At 39.5% G+C, this 17935-nt stretch carries 14 protein-coding genes; 4 read left to right on the top strand and 10 right to left on the bottom strand.

Annotation, left to right across the window (positions count from 1 at the left end; genetic code table 11):
• Positions 1–368: 368 nt before the first annotated feature.
• The gene (locus A7Q09_RS10340) at positions 369–1145 is read right to left on the bottom strand and encodes a LuxR family transcriptional regulator (RefSeq protein ID WP_244228658.1); all 777 of its coding nucleotides are present in this window, start codon (positions 1143–1145) and stop codon (positions 369–371) included.
• 102 nt (positions 1146–1247) lie between these two features.
• Between A7Q09_RS10340 and A7Q09_RS10335 the strand changes: the two genes are divergently transcribed.
• Positions 1248–1433, top strand: coding sequence for a hypothetical protein (locus A7Q09_RS10335; RefSeq protein WP_134391350.1), 186 nt, complete (start codon positions 1248–1250; stop codon positions 1431–1433).
• Positions 1434–1448: 15 nt separating this feature from the next.
• On the opposite strand, the gene A7Q09_RS10330 is transcribed toward A7Q09_RS10335, so the two are convergent.
• On the bottom strand, positions 1449–2129 hold the full coding sequence (locus tag A7Q09_RS10330; protein ID WP_134391349.1) for a winged helix-turn-helix domain-containing protein: 681 nt from the start codon (positions 2127–2129) through the stop codon (positions 1449–1451).
• A 626-nt stretch (positions 2130–2755) separates the two neighbouring features.
• Complete coding sequence (locus A7Q09_RS10590; RefSeq protein ID WP_166791988.1) at positions 2756–2899, bottom strand: hypothetical protein; 144 nt, start codon at positions 2897–2899, stop codon at positions 2756–2758.
• A 222-nt stretch (positions 2900–3121) separates the two neighbouring features.
• Between A7Q09_RS10590 and A7Q09_RS10325 the strand changes: the two genes are divergently transcribed.
• Positions 3122–3520, top strand: coding sequence for a hypothetical protein (locus A7Q09_RS10325; protein ID WP_244228657.1), 399 nt, complete (start codon positions 3122–3124; stop codon positions 3518–3520).
• A gap of 259 nt (positions 3521–3779) precedes the next feature.
• On the opposite strand, the gene A7Q09_RS10320 is transcribed toward A7Q09_RS10325, so the two are convergent.
• Positions 3780–4688, bottom strand: a complete 909-nt coding sequence (locus tag A7Q09_RS10320; protein WP_134391348.1) for a hypothetical protein — start codon at positions 4686–4688, stop codon at positions 3780–3782.
• 177 nt (positions 4689–4865) lie between these two features.
• Positions 4866–6491, bottom strand: a complete 1626-nt coding sequence (locus tag A7Q09_RS10315; RefSeq protein WP_134391347.1) for an AAA family ATPase — start codon at positions 6489–6491, stop codon at positions 4866–4868.
• Positions 6492–6718: 227 nt separating this feature from the next.
• Here A7Q09_RS10315 and A7Q09_RS10310 point away from each other — a divergent pair, with 227 nt between their 5' ends.
• Positions 6719–8794, top strand: a complete 2076-nt coding sequence (locus tag A7Q09_RS10310; RefSeq protein ID WP_134391346.1) for a hydantoinase/oxoprolinase family protein — start codon at positions 6719–6721, stop codon at positions 8792–8794.
• 37 nt (positions 8795–8831) lie between these two features.
• On the top strand, positions 8832–10397 hold the full coding sequence (locus A7Q09_RS10305; protein ID WP_134391345.1) for a hydantoinase B/oxoprolinase family protein: 1566 nt from the start codon (positions 8832–8834) through the stop codon (positions 10395–10397).
• A gap of 72 nt (positions 10398–10469) precedes the next feature.
• On the opposite strand, the gene A7Q09_RS10300 is transcribed toward A7Q09_RS10305, so the two are convergent.
• The 5 genes from A7Q09_RS10300 to A7Q09_RS10280 all read right to left on the bottom strand — a co-directional run bounded on the left by A7Q09_RS10300 (position 10470) and on the right by A7Q09_RS10280 (position 17812).
• The gene (locus tag A7Q09_RS10300; protein WP_134391344.1) at positions 10470–11021 is read right to left on the bottom strand and encodes a L,D-transpeptidase family protein; all 552 of its coding nucleotides are present in this window, start codon (positions 11019–11021) and stop codon (positions 10470–10472) included.
• 47 nt (positions 11022–11068) lie between these two features.
• Positions 11069–14248 (bottom strand): efflux RND transporter permease subunit, encoded by a 3180-nt coding sequence (locus tag A7Q09_RS10295; RefSeq protein ID WP_134391343.1) that lies wholly within the window; start codon positions 14246–14248, stop codon positions 11069–11071.
• A gap of 9 nt (positions 14249–14257) precedes the next feature.
• Complete coding sequence (locus A7Q09_RS10290) at positions 14258–14995, bottom strand: hypothetical protein (RefSeq protein WP_244228656.1); 738 nt, start codon at positions 14993–14995, stop codon at positions 14258–14260.
• Between the two features lie 158 nt (positions 14996–15153).
• Positions 15154–16467: a TolC family protein gene (locus A7Q09_RS10285; RefSeq protein WP_134391341.1), complete on the bottom strand. Its 1314-nt coding sequence runs from the start codon at positions 16465–16467 to the stop codon at positions 15154–15156.
• A 1-nt stretch (position 16468) separates the two neighbouring features.
• Positions 16469–17812 carry a TolC family protein gene (locus A7Q09_RS10280; RefSeq protein ID WP_134391340.1) on the bottom strand — a complete coding sequence of 448 codons (1344 nt, stop codon included), beginning with the start codon at positions 17810–17812 and terminating at the stop codon, positions 16469–16471.
• Positions 17813–17935 lie beyond the last annotated feature (123 nt).

Here is a 17935-nt window from a genome sequence, read left to right as displayed (position 1 = left end):
ATTTTTATTGGATTTCAATTGTTCTTTTCTGTTCATACATAATTATACTACACATAGCTATAATTTATCGCCTTATATCCCCATGCCTGAAGGCAGGGGCATTACGGCGATGGATGGTAAAATATTCTTTAAGCTCTTTCTTTCAGGCAGATAGTTCTGTTTTGAATCTATTTTAAACCTATTTCTTGACCATACCACTGGATTATTATCGTTACATCCATTTTCTTTATATTCATAACAGAATATGAAAGAACTACAGATTTATCAATCATATGAGAAATCAAAAATAGAAAAGAAAAAACAAAAAGAATGAGCAAGCAATCTCAGCGATCTTTTGAAGTGAAAAGAAAAGTGTTATAAAGATAGGCTTACAGATCCAGTAACTTTGTATGAATAGCTCTTGCAACAGCTTGGCAACGGTTAGTAACATCAAGTTTTATAAATATATTTTTTAAATGATATTTTATTGTTGATTCACTTATATTTAAGATACAGGAAATTTCCCAATTCGTCTTCCCTTCTTTCACCCATTTTAATATCTCTTTTTCTCTAGTAGTTAAAGTGTCTGAATAGGTGCTTTCTAATTTTTGGATATTTTTTGGTAAACAACATTTAAGAACAGACAAATGGAGATGATGCATGAGGACACCTAAGATTATTTCGTGGCGCCGATGCCTTTCAATATCCTTGTCACAGAAAGAGAATAGAGTAGTTATGCTATTTGCATGTTCACAAACGCCAAAACTCAATCCTGTTAGAATCCCTATATCAGAGGCGTCTTTGATGTATTCTTTTCTTAACTTATCGTGATAGTTTTTAAAAATGACAGTTCTTCTGACAATTCTTCCCTCGTTTTGCAGTGCTGTTCTAACCACGGGATCCACTTTCTGATATTGTAACTTTAGATAAAAGGCGATGAGATCGTTTGGAAAACTATGATTAAATATTTTAAGGATTTTATCTATTTTGATACCAGCATTGATTTTTACGATACCGCAAGCAATCAATCTAGAAGGTAGAATGTACTGAACTTTCCCAAAAAGATTCCTTAGCTCCTTTTCCTTTTTTACGTGTATGGAATAATTAATGATTTCTAAAGCATCCAAAAGATCTTTTTTACTAAGAGAAGAGGTATTTCCCATCATACGAAAAATAAATATAATAAGAATATTAAGATTATTTAAGTTATATCCCCTAATCAAGTGGGTAGTTGCATGAAAAAAAGTTAATTTTTTAGTGTTAACCATATGAAAAATAAAGATCAATTTGTTACTACAGATTTAATTAATTTATTTAATAAACTTATAGATTATAATGAAGATGAAAAGATATGGACAGCAATGGAGTCTTTGGCAAAAAAGATTGACCAGATTGAATTGAGGATAGCTCAAATTGAAGAGAAAGTCGGCATTCCAACAATTTCGAATGAATAAAAAAGAAAAGAACTATTATAAAATATCCCGGATTATCCATCCTTTACCTCGAATAGTGGTAATGAAATTCTTTAAGGCATTTTTTTCTAGTTTTTTTCTTAAACCACACATATGGACCTGAATCACATTTCTCATAGAGTTAATCTTAGAGGAATTACCCCATATTTGTTCACCAATTTCTTCGGTAGATACAATGTTATTTCTTTTTGTTAATAATAGGGCCAGCAAAGAAAATTCCTTTGGGGTCAGTTTTATTTCTTTAGTTCCTTTCCAGACTTTAGAATTTTTTAAATCAACGGTGAGATTCCCAGTTTTCAAGATGTGTTTTTCTGGTTTTTTCTTTCGAATAAGAATCTGTAGATGCTCGGCTAGCTCTTCCGGGCTAAAATCTTTGGGAATGAAAACTTCAATGCCTTTTCTTAAAGCAATGATTCTTTTTTGCGCATTTAAATCAATATCAATTAATAAAATGGGTAGTAGAATGCCTTCGCTCCTTAATTTCTCAACTATCTCTAGATAGGGAAAGTTACTGGGGGTCTTTGGATCAATAATGGCAGCATCATAAGTTTTAAAAATGAGCTGAACAAAAAATTCGCTTAAATGGTTTACGGTGATTAGCTGGCTATTTAGAAGTCTTGAAGCTTCTTCAACAGATCGAATGTAGGTTTCGTTTGATGTCGCAAGGATAAAAATCATACAGATGCCTTAATGAAAAAGGATTCATTACCATTCTATTTAAGAGGAAAAGAAAAGAATATTTTTGTAGCTAACAATATGACTCTGATTGTTTCCTATATTTGGACTTAAGATATAGTAGTTTATTAAGATTTTTTTTATCACCTATTTTCATCAATAGATGACAAAGACATTCTTATCTATCATTTTTAATTCATTTTACCTAAATTTTTTTATTTTATTTAAAAGAATATCCAGGTCAATCCCTATTTTTCACTTAGAAGAAAAACCCTAAAAGGGCGTCCTTTTACTTTTTCCTAAGAAAAAGTTATAAATAGGATGCAGCAAATGACCGTTGTCGTTCGGATAGACTATGAGGCATAAGGCATATTGAATAGATTAGATGTTGATGGATTCATAAACTAAACAATCCGTAGCAAAAAAACATTAGCCCTTTATCTCGTTATAAGTTCAGTGATGTGCTGCTAGTTAAGGCTTTTTTCCAATTTTAAAGAGGATTTTTTTCTACTAGGGCATAAAGATTATGGAGAGAAGAAATTTCTATGGCGTATTATCCAAGGTTTTGAAATCGAATAGAGTAAAAGAGTAAGCTGATGCATTGAGTATTAATGAACCAGATACTTTGTCTATTTGATCAACAGTCGAATAACTACAAAGTGTTTTATTCCCAATAGTTGGGGTTCATCAGGATGAGCCAAAGGCGCAAAGTCGTTGAGAGAAAGTCCATATTCTGGAGAAGAAAGGGTTTTTGGCAACAAGCAGTTTTTCAATGAAAAATCTCTTATGGAGACATAGAGAAAGCAAAGTTTTATTTTTTGTTAATGCTTAAAAAAATTACTGTAACAGCTTCTCGAAGTTATGTTTTAATATTTGTAGTTCATATGAGGAGATAGTTAGTTATAATTTTTTTTCTTTTCTCCTTCTTTTCTTTGCAGATCTCAGAGCTCTTAGCTTTACGAGCTGCCAAAACCCCTTTTGCAACTCCAAGGCTTTTGAGGTTTCTGGATCAGTTTCCTGAAGGCGAGCAGATTTTTATTCGCAGTTATTTAGCTTTTGATTGTACCCATGATTATATTGGATCAGCCAGTACGGATGGGGAGGAGTTTTATTTCATATCTGAAGATGGAAATGAAAGAAAAGGAGTGCTACTATTTTCGAATAAAAACTCGAAAATACGATTCGTTCATTATTGTTCCTTTTGTGCTGTTTATCGAGATCTTCCAAAGATTGGTTTAAGTTCTCAAGAAGTAGGCTGTATTGCTTCATTTTGGGCAAGAAGGGAATTAGCTGAAAAAGGGGAGGAACAGTTACGATCCGAAGCTTTGTCCTTAAAAAATAAGATTTATCCCCTACAAAAAGAGGCATACGAAAAATTAGGGATTTTGCCTTAAAACTTTCCATTGGACTAAATCGTCCCAATGGAATGTCATTGATCTTTTCCAAAGGTCCCTGAGTTAAGGACTTAGCTAAGAACCCAAAAAAACTGCTACAGAAAAGTGATTAAGGAAGCCATGGAGGTAGTAGCTCAGGCATGATGATGCCTGTTCAAAAAAAAATTGCCCTTGATCCGAACAATAGAGGAAAAGCCTCCTTTACCCTTGGCTATGGAAAATCCTCTCCTTTGCATAAGAGAATGGGGAGGAGCAAAGCTTAAAAGAGTAGATGGAATTTCATGATCAACGCATTGGCGTATTTTTTTTCTATCGTTGGGGAATTCAATCCAATTTGATAACCAAAGCCATAGTAGAGTTTCCAATCATCTTTGAACGCAAAACGGCCAATCAACACCTCCGGGACCACAAAAAGTCCTGGGGCGTTTATAAAATAGAGTTGGTCGAACGAAGATTGAGAGGTGATTTCTACTGTTGGAGTAACATATCCGATTCGATATTGGAAAGCGACATTATAGAAATAGGGTAGTGCTGAATTGGTATTATTCCCATCAGTCCATCGAGTCCCAAAGTTCAATTGCATAGAAAAATTACCCCATCCTTTGCCAAAAAGAAGGGTTGGAGCCCAAGTCCAGTGGTTTTGAGGACCGGGAAGCGTAGTACCAAGCGGAGAAACAGCTTGTAACTGAACGGAAAAACAATAATTTTTTTGACCTTCGGGAGAAGCCATGATTCGGTTCCTAACAAGAAAAGTTTCTCCTGCAAAGCCGTCTTTTCTTCCTTGGCCAGGGAAAAATAAGTATTCTGGTAGAGAAAAAGTAAATTGAATAGTTGGTCCTACAATCAGAGATACACCTTTACCTGAACCAAAATCCCATCCTTTATTACCTGTTGGGAGAGTTTCATAATAAACATCGTAGCGGATTCTCTGCTCTAGCCTTGCTGTTGAAGTTACAAGAGGGGTAAGCCATTTGGGCTGTCTGTCTCGTGTTTCTGCGGCCATTTTTCTCCATTTGCCAAGCCATCCTTTCCCTGGGTCCTGAGAGTTCATTGTTTCAACTAAATCTTGCGCAGAGACTTCTTCCCCAGGCCAGAAAACTGTGTCGGCTTTAACGAAATTCGATAAAGCAAACAGAAGCAAACTAAAAAGAAAAGTACGGTTAAACATTTAGATGTATCCGGGTGCATTCATTGAAGAAAAAGTACTTTGGTGGCTAAGTTAAAGCAAAGAGAATGCCATTTTTATAGTTTTTTTATTTTTAATAAAGCAATCAATCTAGGTCCTTTTTATCATTTTTTGCGGCTTGGTTAAAGAAGAGGTAAAACGGAAGTTTTTACTTTTTGTTTATCCCTGCATCAATCGCTGCAAGTGAAGATCACAAAGAAGATGGAAAAGCCGACTCAATAGGAGCATGAGCGGTTCTGTTGAAGAAATCTTTAAAAGATGGCCTTGTGGAAGTTCCTTAGGCTCTTCATAAAGGCTATCTATAAGAGTGAGATCTTCTAGACGTGCATCAGAAATGGAAGGATAGAGTCTTCGTTCTACAAGCCTTTTTTTCCTTGTAGGCAAGTCCGCTTGCACTTCAATAAATAAAGGGCTATACCCTTTTGAATGCAATGCTTCCAGAAGCAATGCTCTTTGTTCCTTCCGTCCAAATGTAGCATCGAGTACAACTCCTTTGTTTTGACAGAGTTCAGCAAGTCCGTTATGAATCAATCGTTCATAGGTTTTAGAGGTTATTTCTTCTGAGTATAATTTTTCCCGAATCGATTCTTCCGGTCTTGTATAAATGTCTAGGCCGAGCATCTCTTTACGGATCCTATCAGAAGAAAAGACCTTCCAGTCAAGCTCCTCTGCAAGGCTTTGCGCCAAATAGCTTTTCCCTGTCGCTATTTTTCCCATAACCACCAAAAGCATAGGCTTAGACCCGATTGCAGCATACTGTAAAGAAAGGCGGAAATATTTTTTAGCCTTTTCAATATGCTCTTTTTTCTTCACCGGATCAACCAGAGGGTCTTGAGCAGTCATTCCTTCGACTTTTCCTCTGACGTAAGCACGGTAGGACTTGTAAAAATCAAGGAGTTTTTTTAAGCCTACATCCTTTAATTCTTGCCCCATACGATCAGAAAAGAAGCAAGATAAATCTTGACGGCCATTATAATCAAGATCCATAGCTAAGAAGGCAATGTCAGAGGCAACGTCTATGAACCGGAATCTTTCATTGAACTCAATCCGATCGAAAATGCAGATATTTTTAGGTTGCAAATGAATATGTTCAAGATGCAGGTCGCCATGACAATTTTTGATCCAACCTTGCTTTACTCGCTCTTCAAAAAGGTCAGCATACAGTTCGTAAAAACGGTTTGTAAAATAGCGGATCGACTCAAAGGCGGTTCGGCTGAGGATTATATTGATAACGGATTGGGTCTGCTCAAAGTTTTCATCGGTATTTTTTTTAATTTTCTCGATGGTACCCCATGAAGCAATATCCGCTCCGTCTTCGGTTTCTTTATAGAACTGACAAAGCTTAGAGACAAGCCTATCAATATCCCCACGTTGCACGCAATTCCTAAGGAGTAATCTTTTGAAAAAATAGCGATGCGGAAGCATACGCATTTGCACTGCATATTCAACGGCAGTCCCTGAGCCATCAAAAGACAAGAAACCTGAAGGATTTCTGAAAATGGGAATTACGCCTAAGTAAGCATCAGGGCAAAGGAGTCGGTTTAACTGAATTTCTTGTTGGCAAAAAAAACGTCTTTTTTCGAGAGTAGAAAAATCAAGAAATCCAAAATTCACTGGTTTTTTTATTTTGTAAACAAACGGAGGAACGATAAAAACATAGGATGCATGGGTTTGAACAAAGCGAATATGTTTGGGCTTATGGGGATAGGAATGTTTGGTTAATAGAAACTTTAATAGTTCTTCTTGAGATGGAAGATCGTCCCTTGTTTTTTTGTCGTTATTCATAGGTGTTTTTTTTTACATTTCAGGATATATATCTTTTTGATTCATCGGTAGTTGTTGGGATGATTTTTTTCTTAAGGACACTTTCCAAAGAGGATATAAAAGGAAAGCGAAAAAGCAAAGGCAAAAGACTGCTGAGTAATTGAACAAGATTTAGTGCTCTTCAAAAGCTACTGAGTTTTGTTGGAGAGAACGCATTATAATAATAGAGCTTTAAGGATTGTCGGAATATGTTTGTTAGAATTGGCGTGGACATAGGAGGCACTTTTACAGATTTTGTGGTTTATGATGGGGGTTCTATTCATAGGTTAAAACGGCGGTCGACCAGTATACGACCTGAAGAAGGATTAATTGAAGGAATCAAGGAACTGCTTAACTCTTTTGATCGTCTGAACGCTTTTGAAATTGTCCATGGCACTACCGTTGGAACCAATGCTATTCTTGAGGGCAAAGGTGCTAAGACAGCTCTTTTTACGACCAAAGGCTTTGAGGATGTTCTTGAGATTGGTAGACAGAACCGGCGTAGCCTCTATAAACTTGGGCCATCTAAAGTCCCTTGTCTTATTCCACGACGCCTCCGTTTTGGGGTTCCTGAAAGAGTCACAAAGGAAGGAGAAGTGCTAGAGTCTATCGATCTTTCCGCAGTGGACACAGTGGTTGACAAATTAAAAGAGGAGCAAGTAGAAAGCGTGGCTGTCTCTTTCCTTTTTTCTTTTGCTAATCCCCTCCACGAAAAGAAGCTTGGGTTATTCCTAAGACAGAAAGGCTATCAGGTAAGCTTATCGCATGAAATTCTTTCTGAATATAGGGAATATGAAAGAACGTCGACGACGGTCCTCAATGCTATGATTGGTCCGGTAATTTCAAGATATCTCGAAGGAGCTTTGAAATCTCTTTATGAGTGGATTGCCTCTCGTTTTGGACATCGACTTCTTTCTCGTTGTCGAAGAAAGTCTTTTTTCAGAATCATGCAATCTAACGGTGGCATATTATCGGTGGATGGGATCAGGAAAAAACCACTTTTGACGATCTTATCAGGACCAGCGGGAGGGGTCTGTGCAGCAGCAGCTGTGGCTCGCAGCTGTGGTTTAGAACGAGTGGTAACACTTGATATGGGAGGAACATCAACGGATGTCAGTTTTTTTGTGGGCGAAGAGATGGATAGAACGACAGAAGGTGAGATTGGGGGATATGCCTTTGGCAGCTCTATCCTCTCGATTAAATCGATTGCAGCGGGTGGCGGATCGATCGTTCGGGTTGATGCAGGAGGAGCTTTGCGAGTAGGTCCTCAGAGTGCCGGTTCCGATCCAGGACCGATTTGCTATGGGAAAGGGGAATGTCTAACGGTGACAGATGCGCATGTTATTTTAGGCAGATTACTGGATACGGTTTTTTTGGGTGGGCAGTTACGATTGGATCGACAAAGGACCTGGCAACTTTTCGAGCAATTTTGCCAACAGAAAATGGCTGAGTATATCGAAAAGGAAGGGGGGATCGAAAAAGGAGTCATAGGACTTGCTCAGGGAATATTGGATATAACTAACTTACAAATGGCTAAAGCTATCGAGCTTATGACGGTTTCCAAGGGACTAGATCCAAGAGATTTTTCTTTAATGGTGTATGGTGGAGCCGGTGGACTACATGGTTGTGACTTAGCGGAAGCTCTTGGGATTCCCCTTGTCGTGGTGCCAAAAGATCCAGGGTTATTCTGTTCATTGGGTGTGTTATTGTCTGATGTTGTCAAAGATTATTCTTTTAGTTGTATTAGACCCTTGGAAGCATTTGAGGAAGAAGAGATCGAATCTTTTTTTAGAAAATTAGAAAGAGAAGCTAAGAAAGATCTAGAAGAAGAGGGAATACCTAGTTCTAGACAACTATTTAGCAGATACATTGATTTGAGATATAAGGGCCAATCTTTTGAGATTAGCCTCCCTTACAGTACGAGATTGGAAAGAGAATTTCACCAAAAACATGAGGAAAGGTTTGGCTATTGTGACTGGTCAAGAACAATAGAAGCGGTGACTTTTCGCTTAAAAGCTGTGGGCGTTATTGATAAGATGACTTTTCCCAGCTATCCAATCCTTGGAGAAACCCCTCGTCCTGAAGCTTTGATTGGGACAAGGACGGTTTATTTTCAAAAAAAGCAGTGGCCCACTTCCTTTTATCTAAGGGAAAAGCTAGAGGGAGGAAATCGGATAGTCGGTCCTGCAATAATTGTTGAATATAGTGCAACCTCAGTTGTGAACCCTGGCTTTGAAGTCATTGTCGACTGTTATGGAAATCTTTTTATCTCCAAGAGGACTTGATCGGTTTTGACTCTGTGTTTTTTATTTCAGGAGGATTATGGATCCGATTGAATTAGAGATATTTAAGTCTCTTTTTATTTATGTTGCCGAAGAAATGGGCGTAACCTTGCGAAGGACTGCTTTTTCTCCGAACATTAAAGAAAGGCGGGACTATTCCTGCGCTATCTATAATGAAGAAGGCTTACTTGTGGCTCAAGGCGACCATATGCCTGTGCATTTAGGTTCTATGCCGATGGCTGTTCGTAGGGTTGTTCGTTCGATTCCCATGAAAAAGGGGGATGTAGTAATTCTCAATGATCCTTTCGAGGGAGGGACGCATCTTCCGGATATTACCATGATAACGGCCGTTTTCATTGACAATGCCGATGGAACTCCTTTTTTTTATGTAGCGTCTCGAGCCCATCATTCAGATATTGGCGGCATAGCTCCAGGCTCGATGGCCTTAACCCGAGATATATACCAGGAGGGGTTGCGTATCCCTGCAGTAAAACTGGTTGAAGAGGGAAAATGGAACGAGCCGCTATTAAATCTGATCCTTTCGAATGTTCGTACTCCTTCAGAACGCGAAGGCGATTTGACAGCCCAATTATCAGCAAATCGAGTAGGTGAAAAAAGGCTCTTGGAGATGGTCCGCAAATATGGGAAAGAAAAGATAGCCGAGGCTATGAGCGCTTTAATTGATTACACAGCGAGTATGGTGCAAAAGAGGCTAGAACAAATACCAGATGGAACCTACAAAGCTTTGGATTTCTTAGATGACGACGGGATTTCTCCAGATCCAATTCCTATACAGGTAGCAATTCAAAAGAAAGGCAAGAGTCTGTTAATTGACTTCAACGGCTCATCTCACCAGGTCGAAGGGAACCTCAACGCAGTCTTTTCCATCACTCATTCGGCTGTTGCCTACGTCTTGCGAGCGCTTTTGCCTGAAGACGTGCCTGCTAATGCAGGAATATTATCCTCCGTGCAGCTGATTGCTCCTTCAGGAACTGTAGTGAATGCCATCTATCCAGCTTCTGTGGCTGGAGGCAATGTGGAAACCTCACAAAGAATCGTTGATGTTCTTCTGAAAGCTTTGCATCAAGCTATCCCGGAGTCTATCCCAGCGGCTAGCAGTGGAACAATGAATAATCTTAGTTTTGGAGGCCTCCATTATGAGAGTGGAGAGCCTTTTAGCTATTATGAAACCATTGGCGGGGGGATGGGAGGGGGACCTTTAGGTGATGGGGACAATGCTGTCCAAACACATATGACTAACTCTTTAAATACTCCCATCGAAACGATGGAATATAATTTGCCTATCCGGGTGAAAAGGTATGCCATTAGAGAGGGGTCAGGTGGCAAGGGAGAAAAAAAAGGAGGCGATGGGATCATTCGGGAAATAGAATTTCTGCAACCAATGACTGTCTCAATTCTTTCGGATAGAAGAAAATTTGCTCCGTATGGTCTTTTGGGAGGCGAAGATGGTAAAGCTGGAGAAAATATTTTAATCAGTCAGGGCCAGGAAATTCGGTTGCCTTCAAAAAAATTGTTCAGCGTCCAAAAAGGAGATCTTTTAAGAATTGAAACACCAGGTGGGGGTGGATGGGGAGTGAAGAAATAAGTTGTGCATAAAAAAGTTAGGCGAATGAGGGATAGGAAAGAAAAAAAATTCCTATTCGTTTTATTTTGCTTTTTAATTGAAAACAAGTACTCTGGTGTGAATAGGGGTGTTTGTAAAAAGTTTTACAGCAAAATCCATAGGCAATCGGATACATCCATGAGAAATAGGCCGGCCTGTGGTTGGCCCACCATGAAAGCCGATGCCACTGTTTGTCAAGCGCAGGAAGTAGGGCATTGGGGCTCCTCGAAAATGCCATTTTTTTGAAATTCTTTCTTTAGAACTGCCTGGCCGTAGGATATTTCCATTACGGTCGACAATATAGCCATAAAGGTTTGAATAATGAATTTTTTCTTTTTCTATGATCTGGTATTCTCCAGCTGGGGTAGAAAAATTTTCTTTTCCTGAAGAAATAATCGATGTGCCAACAAGTTTCCCATTGGTACCATAGGCATAGATTTTTTGTTCCGATAAGCTAACAATAATTTCTGAAATCTGAACCTCCGTTTGGCTTCTAATCCATTGAAAATTTTTTTCTCTTTCCGCCATCAATCCATGCATCAGGGAAAAAAGGAAAAAAATAAGACACCAAGGATACAAAAACTGCAGCCTTTTCTTTAGTAACAAAAGGACCCTTCTTTTTAATTTCCTGAAATTATATGTTTTTTTTTCGGTTATTTTTTTTCAAGGAATTCTTTCTCTTTGACTATTGGATGAACTTGTTTTTTTTCTTTTCGATATTCCAGATAAAAATACAAAAGAGGTAGCAATAAAAGGGTTAGGAAAGTCGATGAACCAATCCCTCCAATGACAACAATGGCAAGAGGTTTTTGAACTTCAGCCCCAGCTCCTCTAGAAAGTGCCATTGGGATAAAGCCAAGGCTTGCAACCGCTGCAGTGGTCAGTATCGGTCGAAATCTTAAGTCACAGCTTCTTTCAATCGCTTCTTTTAGTTCATATCCTTCCTGTCGAAGCTGGTTGATAAAGGTGACGAGGATCAAAGAGGCCAGAACGGATATACCTGAAAGAGCGATCATACCAATGGCTGCAGAAATACTAAAAGGAATATGTAAAAAGAAAAGAGATAATATGCCACCGGTGGCTGCAAAAGGGACACTAGAAATGACAAGAAGACTCTGTTTGAAATTTTTCAGGGCGATATACGATAAAAAGAAGATAAGTAACAGGCAAGAGGGTACAATAACAAAGAGTCTCTGCCTTGCTTTTATTAAATTTTGATACTGACCGGTATACTCGACGTAATATCCCTTAGGAGGATGAATCTGTTTTTCAACTTTTTTTCTGATTTCCTCAACATACCCTTCGATATCTTTCTTTGTAAAACTGACCATGACAGCACGATAGCGAACGCCGTTTTCTCTGAAAATCGATCGCGGCCTTTTACAAATTTGGTAGTGGCAGATAGAAGAAAGTGGCATTACACCGCCAGTCACCGATTTAATTGGCAGATTAAGGATTTCTTCTGGATTTTCTCTAAAGTGTTCTGAAAGTCGGATAGTAATAGGATATCGCTTTTCTCCATCGATAATGAGACCTACAGGGTTCCCAGCCATCGCCGAATATATTGCCGAATTCATTTCGCTGGCTTCGATATTATATTTGGCCATCAACTGTCGATCAGGAAAAAATTCTAGAGAAGGAGCATCTCCTTCGGCTTGAATTTGGGTTTCAAGAGTTCCAGGGATAGATTTGACAATTGCTTCGGTTTGCTTGGCTAAATTGGTTAAAATATCGTAATCTTCTCCAAACCATTTGATCGAAAGATCCGTTCGGACGCCTTCGAGCATTTCATTGAATCGTGTTTCAATGGGTTGGGAAAAAAGGACTTTTTGTCCAGGGACGCGGTAGGAAATTTCTTTGTTTATCAACTCAATAAGCTCTGCTTTGGAAATCGGTTTTCCATTTTTCTTTCTCCAAATATCTTTTGGTTTTAGCATCAAGTAGATGTCATTTTCGTTTGGGGGCATGGGATCGGTAGCAATTTCTGAAGTGCCTACTCTAGAAAAGATGCATTTGATTTCTGGGAATTTTTCTAAAAGCATCTTTTCAGTCTTTTTTTCCATAGCTACCGAGGAAGGCAAATCACTGGACCAGGCTCTATAGATCATGGCAGCAATTGATCCTTCTTCAAGTCTTGGGATGAATTCGGTTCCTAGCCGACTAAAGGCCATAAAGGCGCCAGCTATTAAGAGCAGAGCAGCAGGAAGAACTATCCATTTGCCAGAAGCTAGTGTCCAATGCAACACCAAAAGATAGGCCTTTTTAAGCACAGAGACCAGAAAAGTTTCTTTCATTTCCTTTTGAGCTTTTAAACCAAGCACGGCTACGGTTGGGACATAGGTTAAACTCAACAGTAGAGAGCCAGAAAGAATGAAAATAACAGTTATCGCCATGGGTCTAAAGGTCTTCCCTTCGATTCCAGAGAGGGTGAGAATCGGTAGATAGACGACTGTAATAATTAGAATCCCAAAGAAGACAGAGCCGATTACTTGTAAAGTAGCATCGAAGATTTCTTTTCTTTTTTCTTCTGGACTGATAGGTCGAGCAAGTAAAGCCTCTTTTACAGAGAGCCTTCGAAGAACATTTTCTGTAACGACGACAGCTCCATCAACGATCAATCCAAAATCAATAGCCCCTAAGCTCATAAGGTTTCCGGAAAGTCCCAACCAACACATAAGAGTGATGGCAAAAAGGAAGGACATAGGAATGACTGAGGCGATAAGTAATGAACTTCTCCAGTTACCCAGTAAAACAAAGATGATTGCAGTGACTAATAGTGCTCCCTCCGTCAAGTTATGAGTCACTGTTCGGATGGTTGCATTAACTACATCTGCCCTGTTATAAACGGGAATGATTTCGAAGGAAGAGGGAATTCTTTGCTGGATAAGTTCCAACTGCTTGCTCACTCTCTCAGAAACAGTCCGACTATTTTCTTTAATAAGCATCATCACTGTTCCAAGAACAGCTTCTGCACCATTGTAAGTTGCTGCTCCTACTCGGATGTTGCCTCCCACTTCTACCTTAGCTACATCCCTTACTAATACTGGCCGTGATCCTCCAGCGTATTTAATCGGGATTATCGCAATTTCATCAAGCGTATTCACCCTGCCCAAAGATCTTACTGTAAGCTGTTCGCCCGCTTTATTGATGACTCCTCCACCGGCAATCTCCGTATTTTGGCCAACAATATGCCCAAATTCACCAATCGTCAGCCCCACATTAGTCAGCCGACTAGGATCAGGTTCCACGAGTATCAGCTTTTGATACCCACCGCTCGTATTTACATCGGCTACGCCTGCTACCCTTCTAAGCATCGGTCTAATTGTGTATTCCTGGAGTAGGCGTAGTTCTATCAATTGAAGCAGTTCCGAAGAAGGCTTGTCTGCGCCTTCTTTATAGCGGATAATGTAATTGAAAATTTCGCCCAGTCCTGTGGCTATGGGTGCCATGGTTGGGGTAATATTAGGTGGAATCTTTGAGCTGGCCACCAGTAGCCTTTCGCCTACAAGTTGCCTACTGCGATAAACATCAGTCCCGTCTCTAAAGATTAATGTCACTTGAGAAAGACCGAATTTGCTTAGAGAACGGATCGTTTCTAGCCCTGGGATCCCTCCCATTTCGATTTCTATTGGGAAAGTGATTAGTTTTTCTACTTCTTCAGGGGCAAAAGCGGGAACATAGGTATTAATTTGAACTTGAACATTCGATAGATCTGGAACAGCATCAATAGGCAGATGGAAAAAAGACCATAGTCCGACGATGAATAGAACAATGGCTAAGCCAAGGACAATTTCTTTCTTTTCGATAGACAAAAAAATGATCTTTCTTGTCATAACTTTGCTTTAGTAGGTGGAAGGCCCTCCAGATTGAGACAGAGACAGTTCGAGTAACCAAAGCTGTTTGGCCCCGTGTGTCACAACCTCTTGTCCTTTTTCGATTCCTTTTTTTATGGCGGCTATTCCTTGACTGACAAAGGCGACTTCAATCGGTTTGCGTAGATACCTGCCATGACCTAAAAAAAGATAGGAGAAGCAGCCACTGGCGGTGTACAAAATTGCCGATTCAGGAACAGTTACCCAAGTTGCAACCAGCCCCAGGGAAGTTTCAAAGTTTATCCAATCACCCGCTTGGAGACTCTGTTTAGGATCAGTGATCTGTAAAATGAGTTCAGCTTTCCCTATGACTGGAATGAGCTCTTTGTCTATAAAAAAAATCTTTCCCTCATAGCTAGCCTCTGAGCTTTCCTGTTTGGATTTAACAAGCACGCGTTGACCAACGTTAAGTTTTTCAGAATCTTTAGCATCAATAAAAGAAGTAGAATAGGCAAAACCTTCTTTCAAACCACTCTGCTCGGAAGTTTTTTCCCATGAGGCCCTGTAAACTTGACTTTCTCCAAAGTAGAGGGGAGCAATTTCCTTTTCGACCGCGGCCTCTTTTTGAATCCCCATTTCTTTTTCTGTGATTTCACCAAGGAAAAGTCCTTTACCAGGAATGAATTGCGGCGGAGAGGAGGGGTCCAGTCGCGGCAGAGACTCTTCAAAAACAATCTCCGGCGCAGAAGCTCCAGAAGGATTGTTCATAACTTCTCCATAAAGGGAAGGATAAAAAAAGAAAGTCAACCAAGCTATGAGAACAAAAAAGAAAATAAAAAAAGAGGTAAAGCCTGGAAACTTTATTAGGAAGGGGCACAATAAAAAACAGAAGTGCATTGCAGTCAGTAGCATTTATCATTTTAATGTTATTTTGACCATTCTCCACCAGTAAGGGTTTGTAGGTCATAGAAAGCAACCGCTGCATCGATCTGTGCAGTTCTTAAAGTAAGCGCACTGAAGAGATATTGTCTTTGCATTTCTAGAAATGTTTGAACAGGCAGGGCTCCAACCCGATACTGTCTTTCGGCAAGATTGACGGCCGAACGAAGTTCTTCCAAAAGGGATAGTGGCTGTTTAGCTAATAAGTTGGTTGCTTGTCTATATACTTCTAATCTGGAGTTGATCGCACTTTGAACCATTCTCCAAGTTGAAGCGAGCATGGAAACCGCCTGCTCTTTTCTTGCTTCAGAGCTAAGAATATTTCCACGGTTCTGATTCCAAAGAGGAACGCCACTAGTAAAAATCACTCCTGGACCAATGTTGTTGTTTGTCCCTTTTTCCTGAATGAAATAAGGACCAAGACCGAAATCTGGCATATTCATCAGCTTTGCCGAATCGATTACTTTTCCAGCTCGTTCGATTTCCACCACTCGCATTTTGATGAAATTGTTTTGTCTGCTTGCCAAATCAAGAAGCTTTTGTAGATCAGGAACAGTAGGCCATTGGACTGGCGGTAAAATATTTTGAGGAAGAGGATGCTCTGGAGGATAGCCAAGAATAGCGTTGAGTTGAGCAAACACTGTTTTTTTTAGTTGTTCCTGCTCCCTGTACATTCTCTGAAAATCAACTAAACTTCCCTGGATTATCCTCAAATCAAGCAGCCCTTGAATTCCGATTTTTGGGCGTTTTGCTAAAAAATCGATTAGTTCTTTGCTTTGGTTGACAATTTCTTGTGTTGCTTTTGCATTCACATCGGCGACAGCCAACTGATAAGCAAGGCTTGCCACTTGCGCTCTTAAGCTTAACTTGAATTGATTTAACCAAAGCCTTGCTAATTCTCCATCTTTGTCTGAAATGGCTTTAAGAATGTCCATTTTCCCAGGGAAGAAAAAGGGCTGAACGATTTCGTATTCTTGGTAAAAACCCGTTGCCCCACCTGCTTTTTCTCCCTGACTTGGGGAGCTAAACCATGGGCCGGCATAGCCAACAATTTCTGGATAGGGTAAAATTTTTGCTTGGATCGATTGACCTTTAGCCGCTTCGATCCCTGCTTCATAATAGAGTATTTCTGGATTCCTCCGGTAGGCTTCTTCTATGAGATTTTGAATCGTAATAGAAAAGTTCAACTTATCCGATTGGCCTTTCAAAGAAAAAGGAAGACAAAAAAAACAGAGACAAAGGACCAGGAGTTCAAGAAGAAAAAAAGGATAACAAGGCTTAATTTTGGGCTGTGTTTTCATTTTAAAATATAGTTTGGCTAGGTTCTATTCCGGCAATGTTCTCTAATTCGTAAAAGGATGAGAGCAGATCGATTTCAGTATTTCTGATTGATAAAGAAACCGCTTGGTATTGTTTTTGGACTGCTAGAAACCGGTTGATATCAATCGATCCTACTCGGTACTGTCTTTCTGCAATAGCTGCTGCCTCTTTCAGCTTCTCTAAAATTTTTTCCGAAGGCAATGATAGGAGTTGTTCTCGAGCTTTTTCATAAACAGCAAATCGGGAGCCAAGTAAAGAATCAATCATTTGAACAGTAGCATGGTATATGGAATGAGCTTGGGATACTTTTGCTTGCGCACTGATAATGTTTCCTTTGTTCGTTGTCCATGCAAATCCGGCTTGACCTGGAACATTCGAACCGCTGAAAGGAATTCCTACAGTAAAAGTAATCCCACCTCCCTGATCGGTATTAATGCCTTTGTTGTATTCCCAGAAAGGACCAGCAGTGAAATCTGGATAGGCATTTAGCTTGGCTAAGTAGAGCTCTTTTTCAGCCCTGCGTATTAAAAGATCATTGATAAGAATTGTGGGGTTATGAGTTAATGCTAACCCTCGGAGAGATTCCAGACTTAGTTTAGGGAAAGTTCTCTCAGGAAGGATGTTCGAAGGTAAGGGGGTTAAAGGAGATTGATTTAAAAGGGCGTTGAGTTGAGATTTGAGAGTGGTCAGGTTTTGTTGCTGATCCCTTTGGCTCTGGAGAAAACTAATTAAACTTCCCTGAAGAACTTTTAGTTCAATAAGGCCTTGGATACCAATCTTAGGTCTTTGTGACAAAAAGGTAATCAAGGCCGATAGCCTTTCAATGATTTCTTCAGTGACTCGAAGATTTTCGTTGGTAAGTCCTATACTGTAAAGAAGGGAATAGACTTTGAAGGCTAAAAATAATTTGTATCTTAAAAAAACAAGCTCGGCAATTTCCCGGTCTAGATGAGCTATTTCTTTATGAGATTTAAGCTTACCAGGAAATGGAAGGGGTTGGTAAAGTTGGTATAACTGATAGCCATAGGGAATGAAGGCCGAAGGAGCATTAATAGAGCCACTGCTATTCCATGGTCCAATATACCCGATGAACTGAGGGAAAGGAAATAGTCTAGCCTGAATTTGTTGACCTTTTGCCGCTTCGATTTCCATATAAAAATAACGGACTGTGGGATCGACTGTAAGGGCTTGTTCAACCAGCTTTTTTAAAAGTCTTTCTTTATTCTCTGCTCCATATATGCAATCAAAGGCGATAAAACAGAAAATCCAGATACTAAGCAGTTGCATGCCATAACCTATTTTCATGACTATGATGTGAAAGCTCATGTCTACTGTTCTGGAAAATAACCGGCTTTTTTAACTATCTTCTTTAGAGAAAACATGGATCGATAAGGTAAAGAAAGAATAATCGTTTCAATGAAAAAAAATTAATTTTTCTTTTTTGCCAAT

The organism is Methylacidiphilum sp. Yel, assembly GCF_004421185.1.
Taxonomy (GTDB): Bacteria; Verrucomicrobiota; Verrucomicrobiia; order Methylacidiphilales; family Methylacidiphilaceae; genus Methylacidiphilum.
This window is presented reverse-complemented; position numbering and strand designations above follow the sequence as displayed.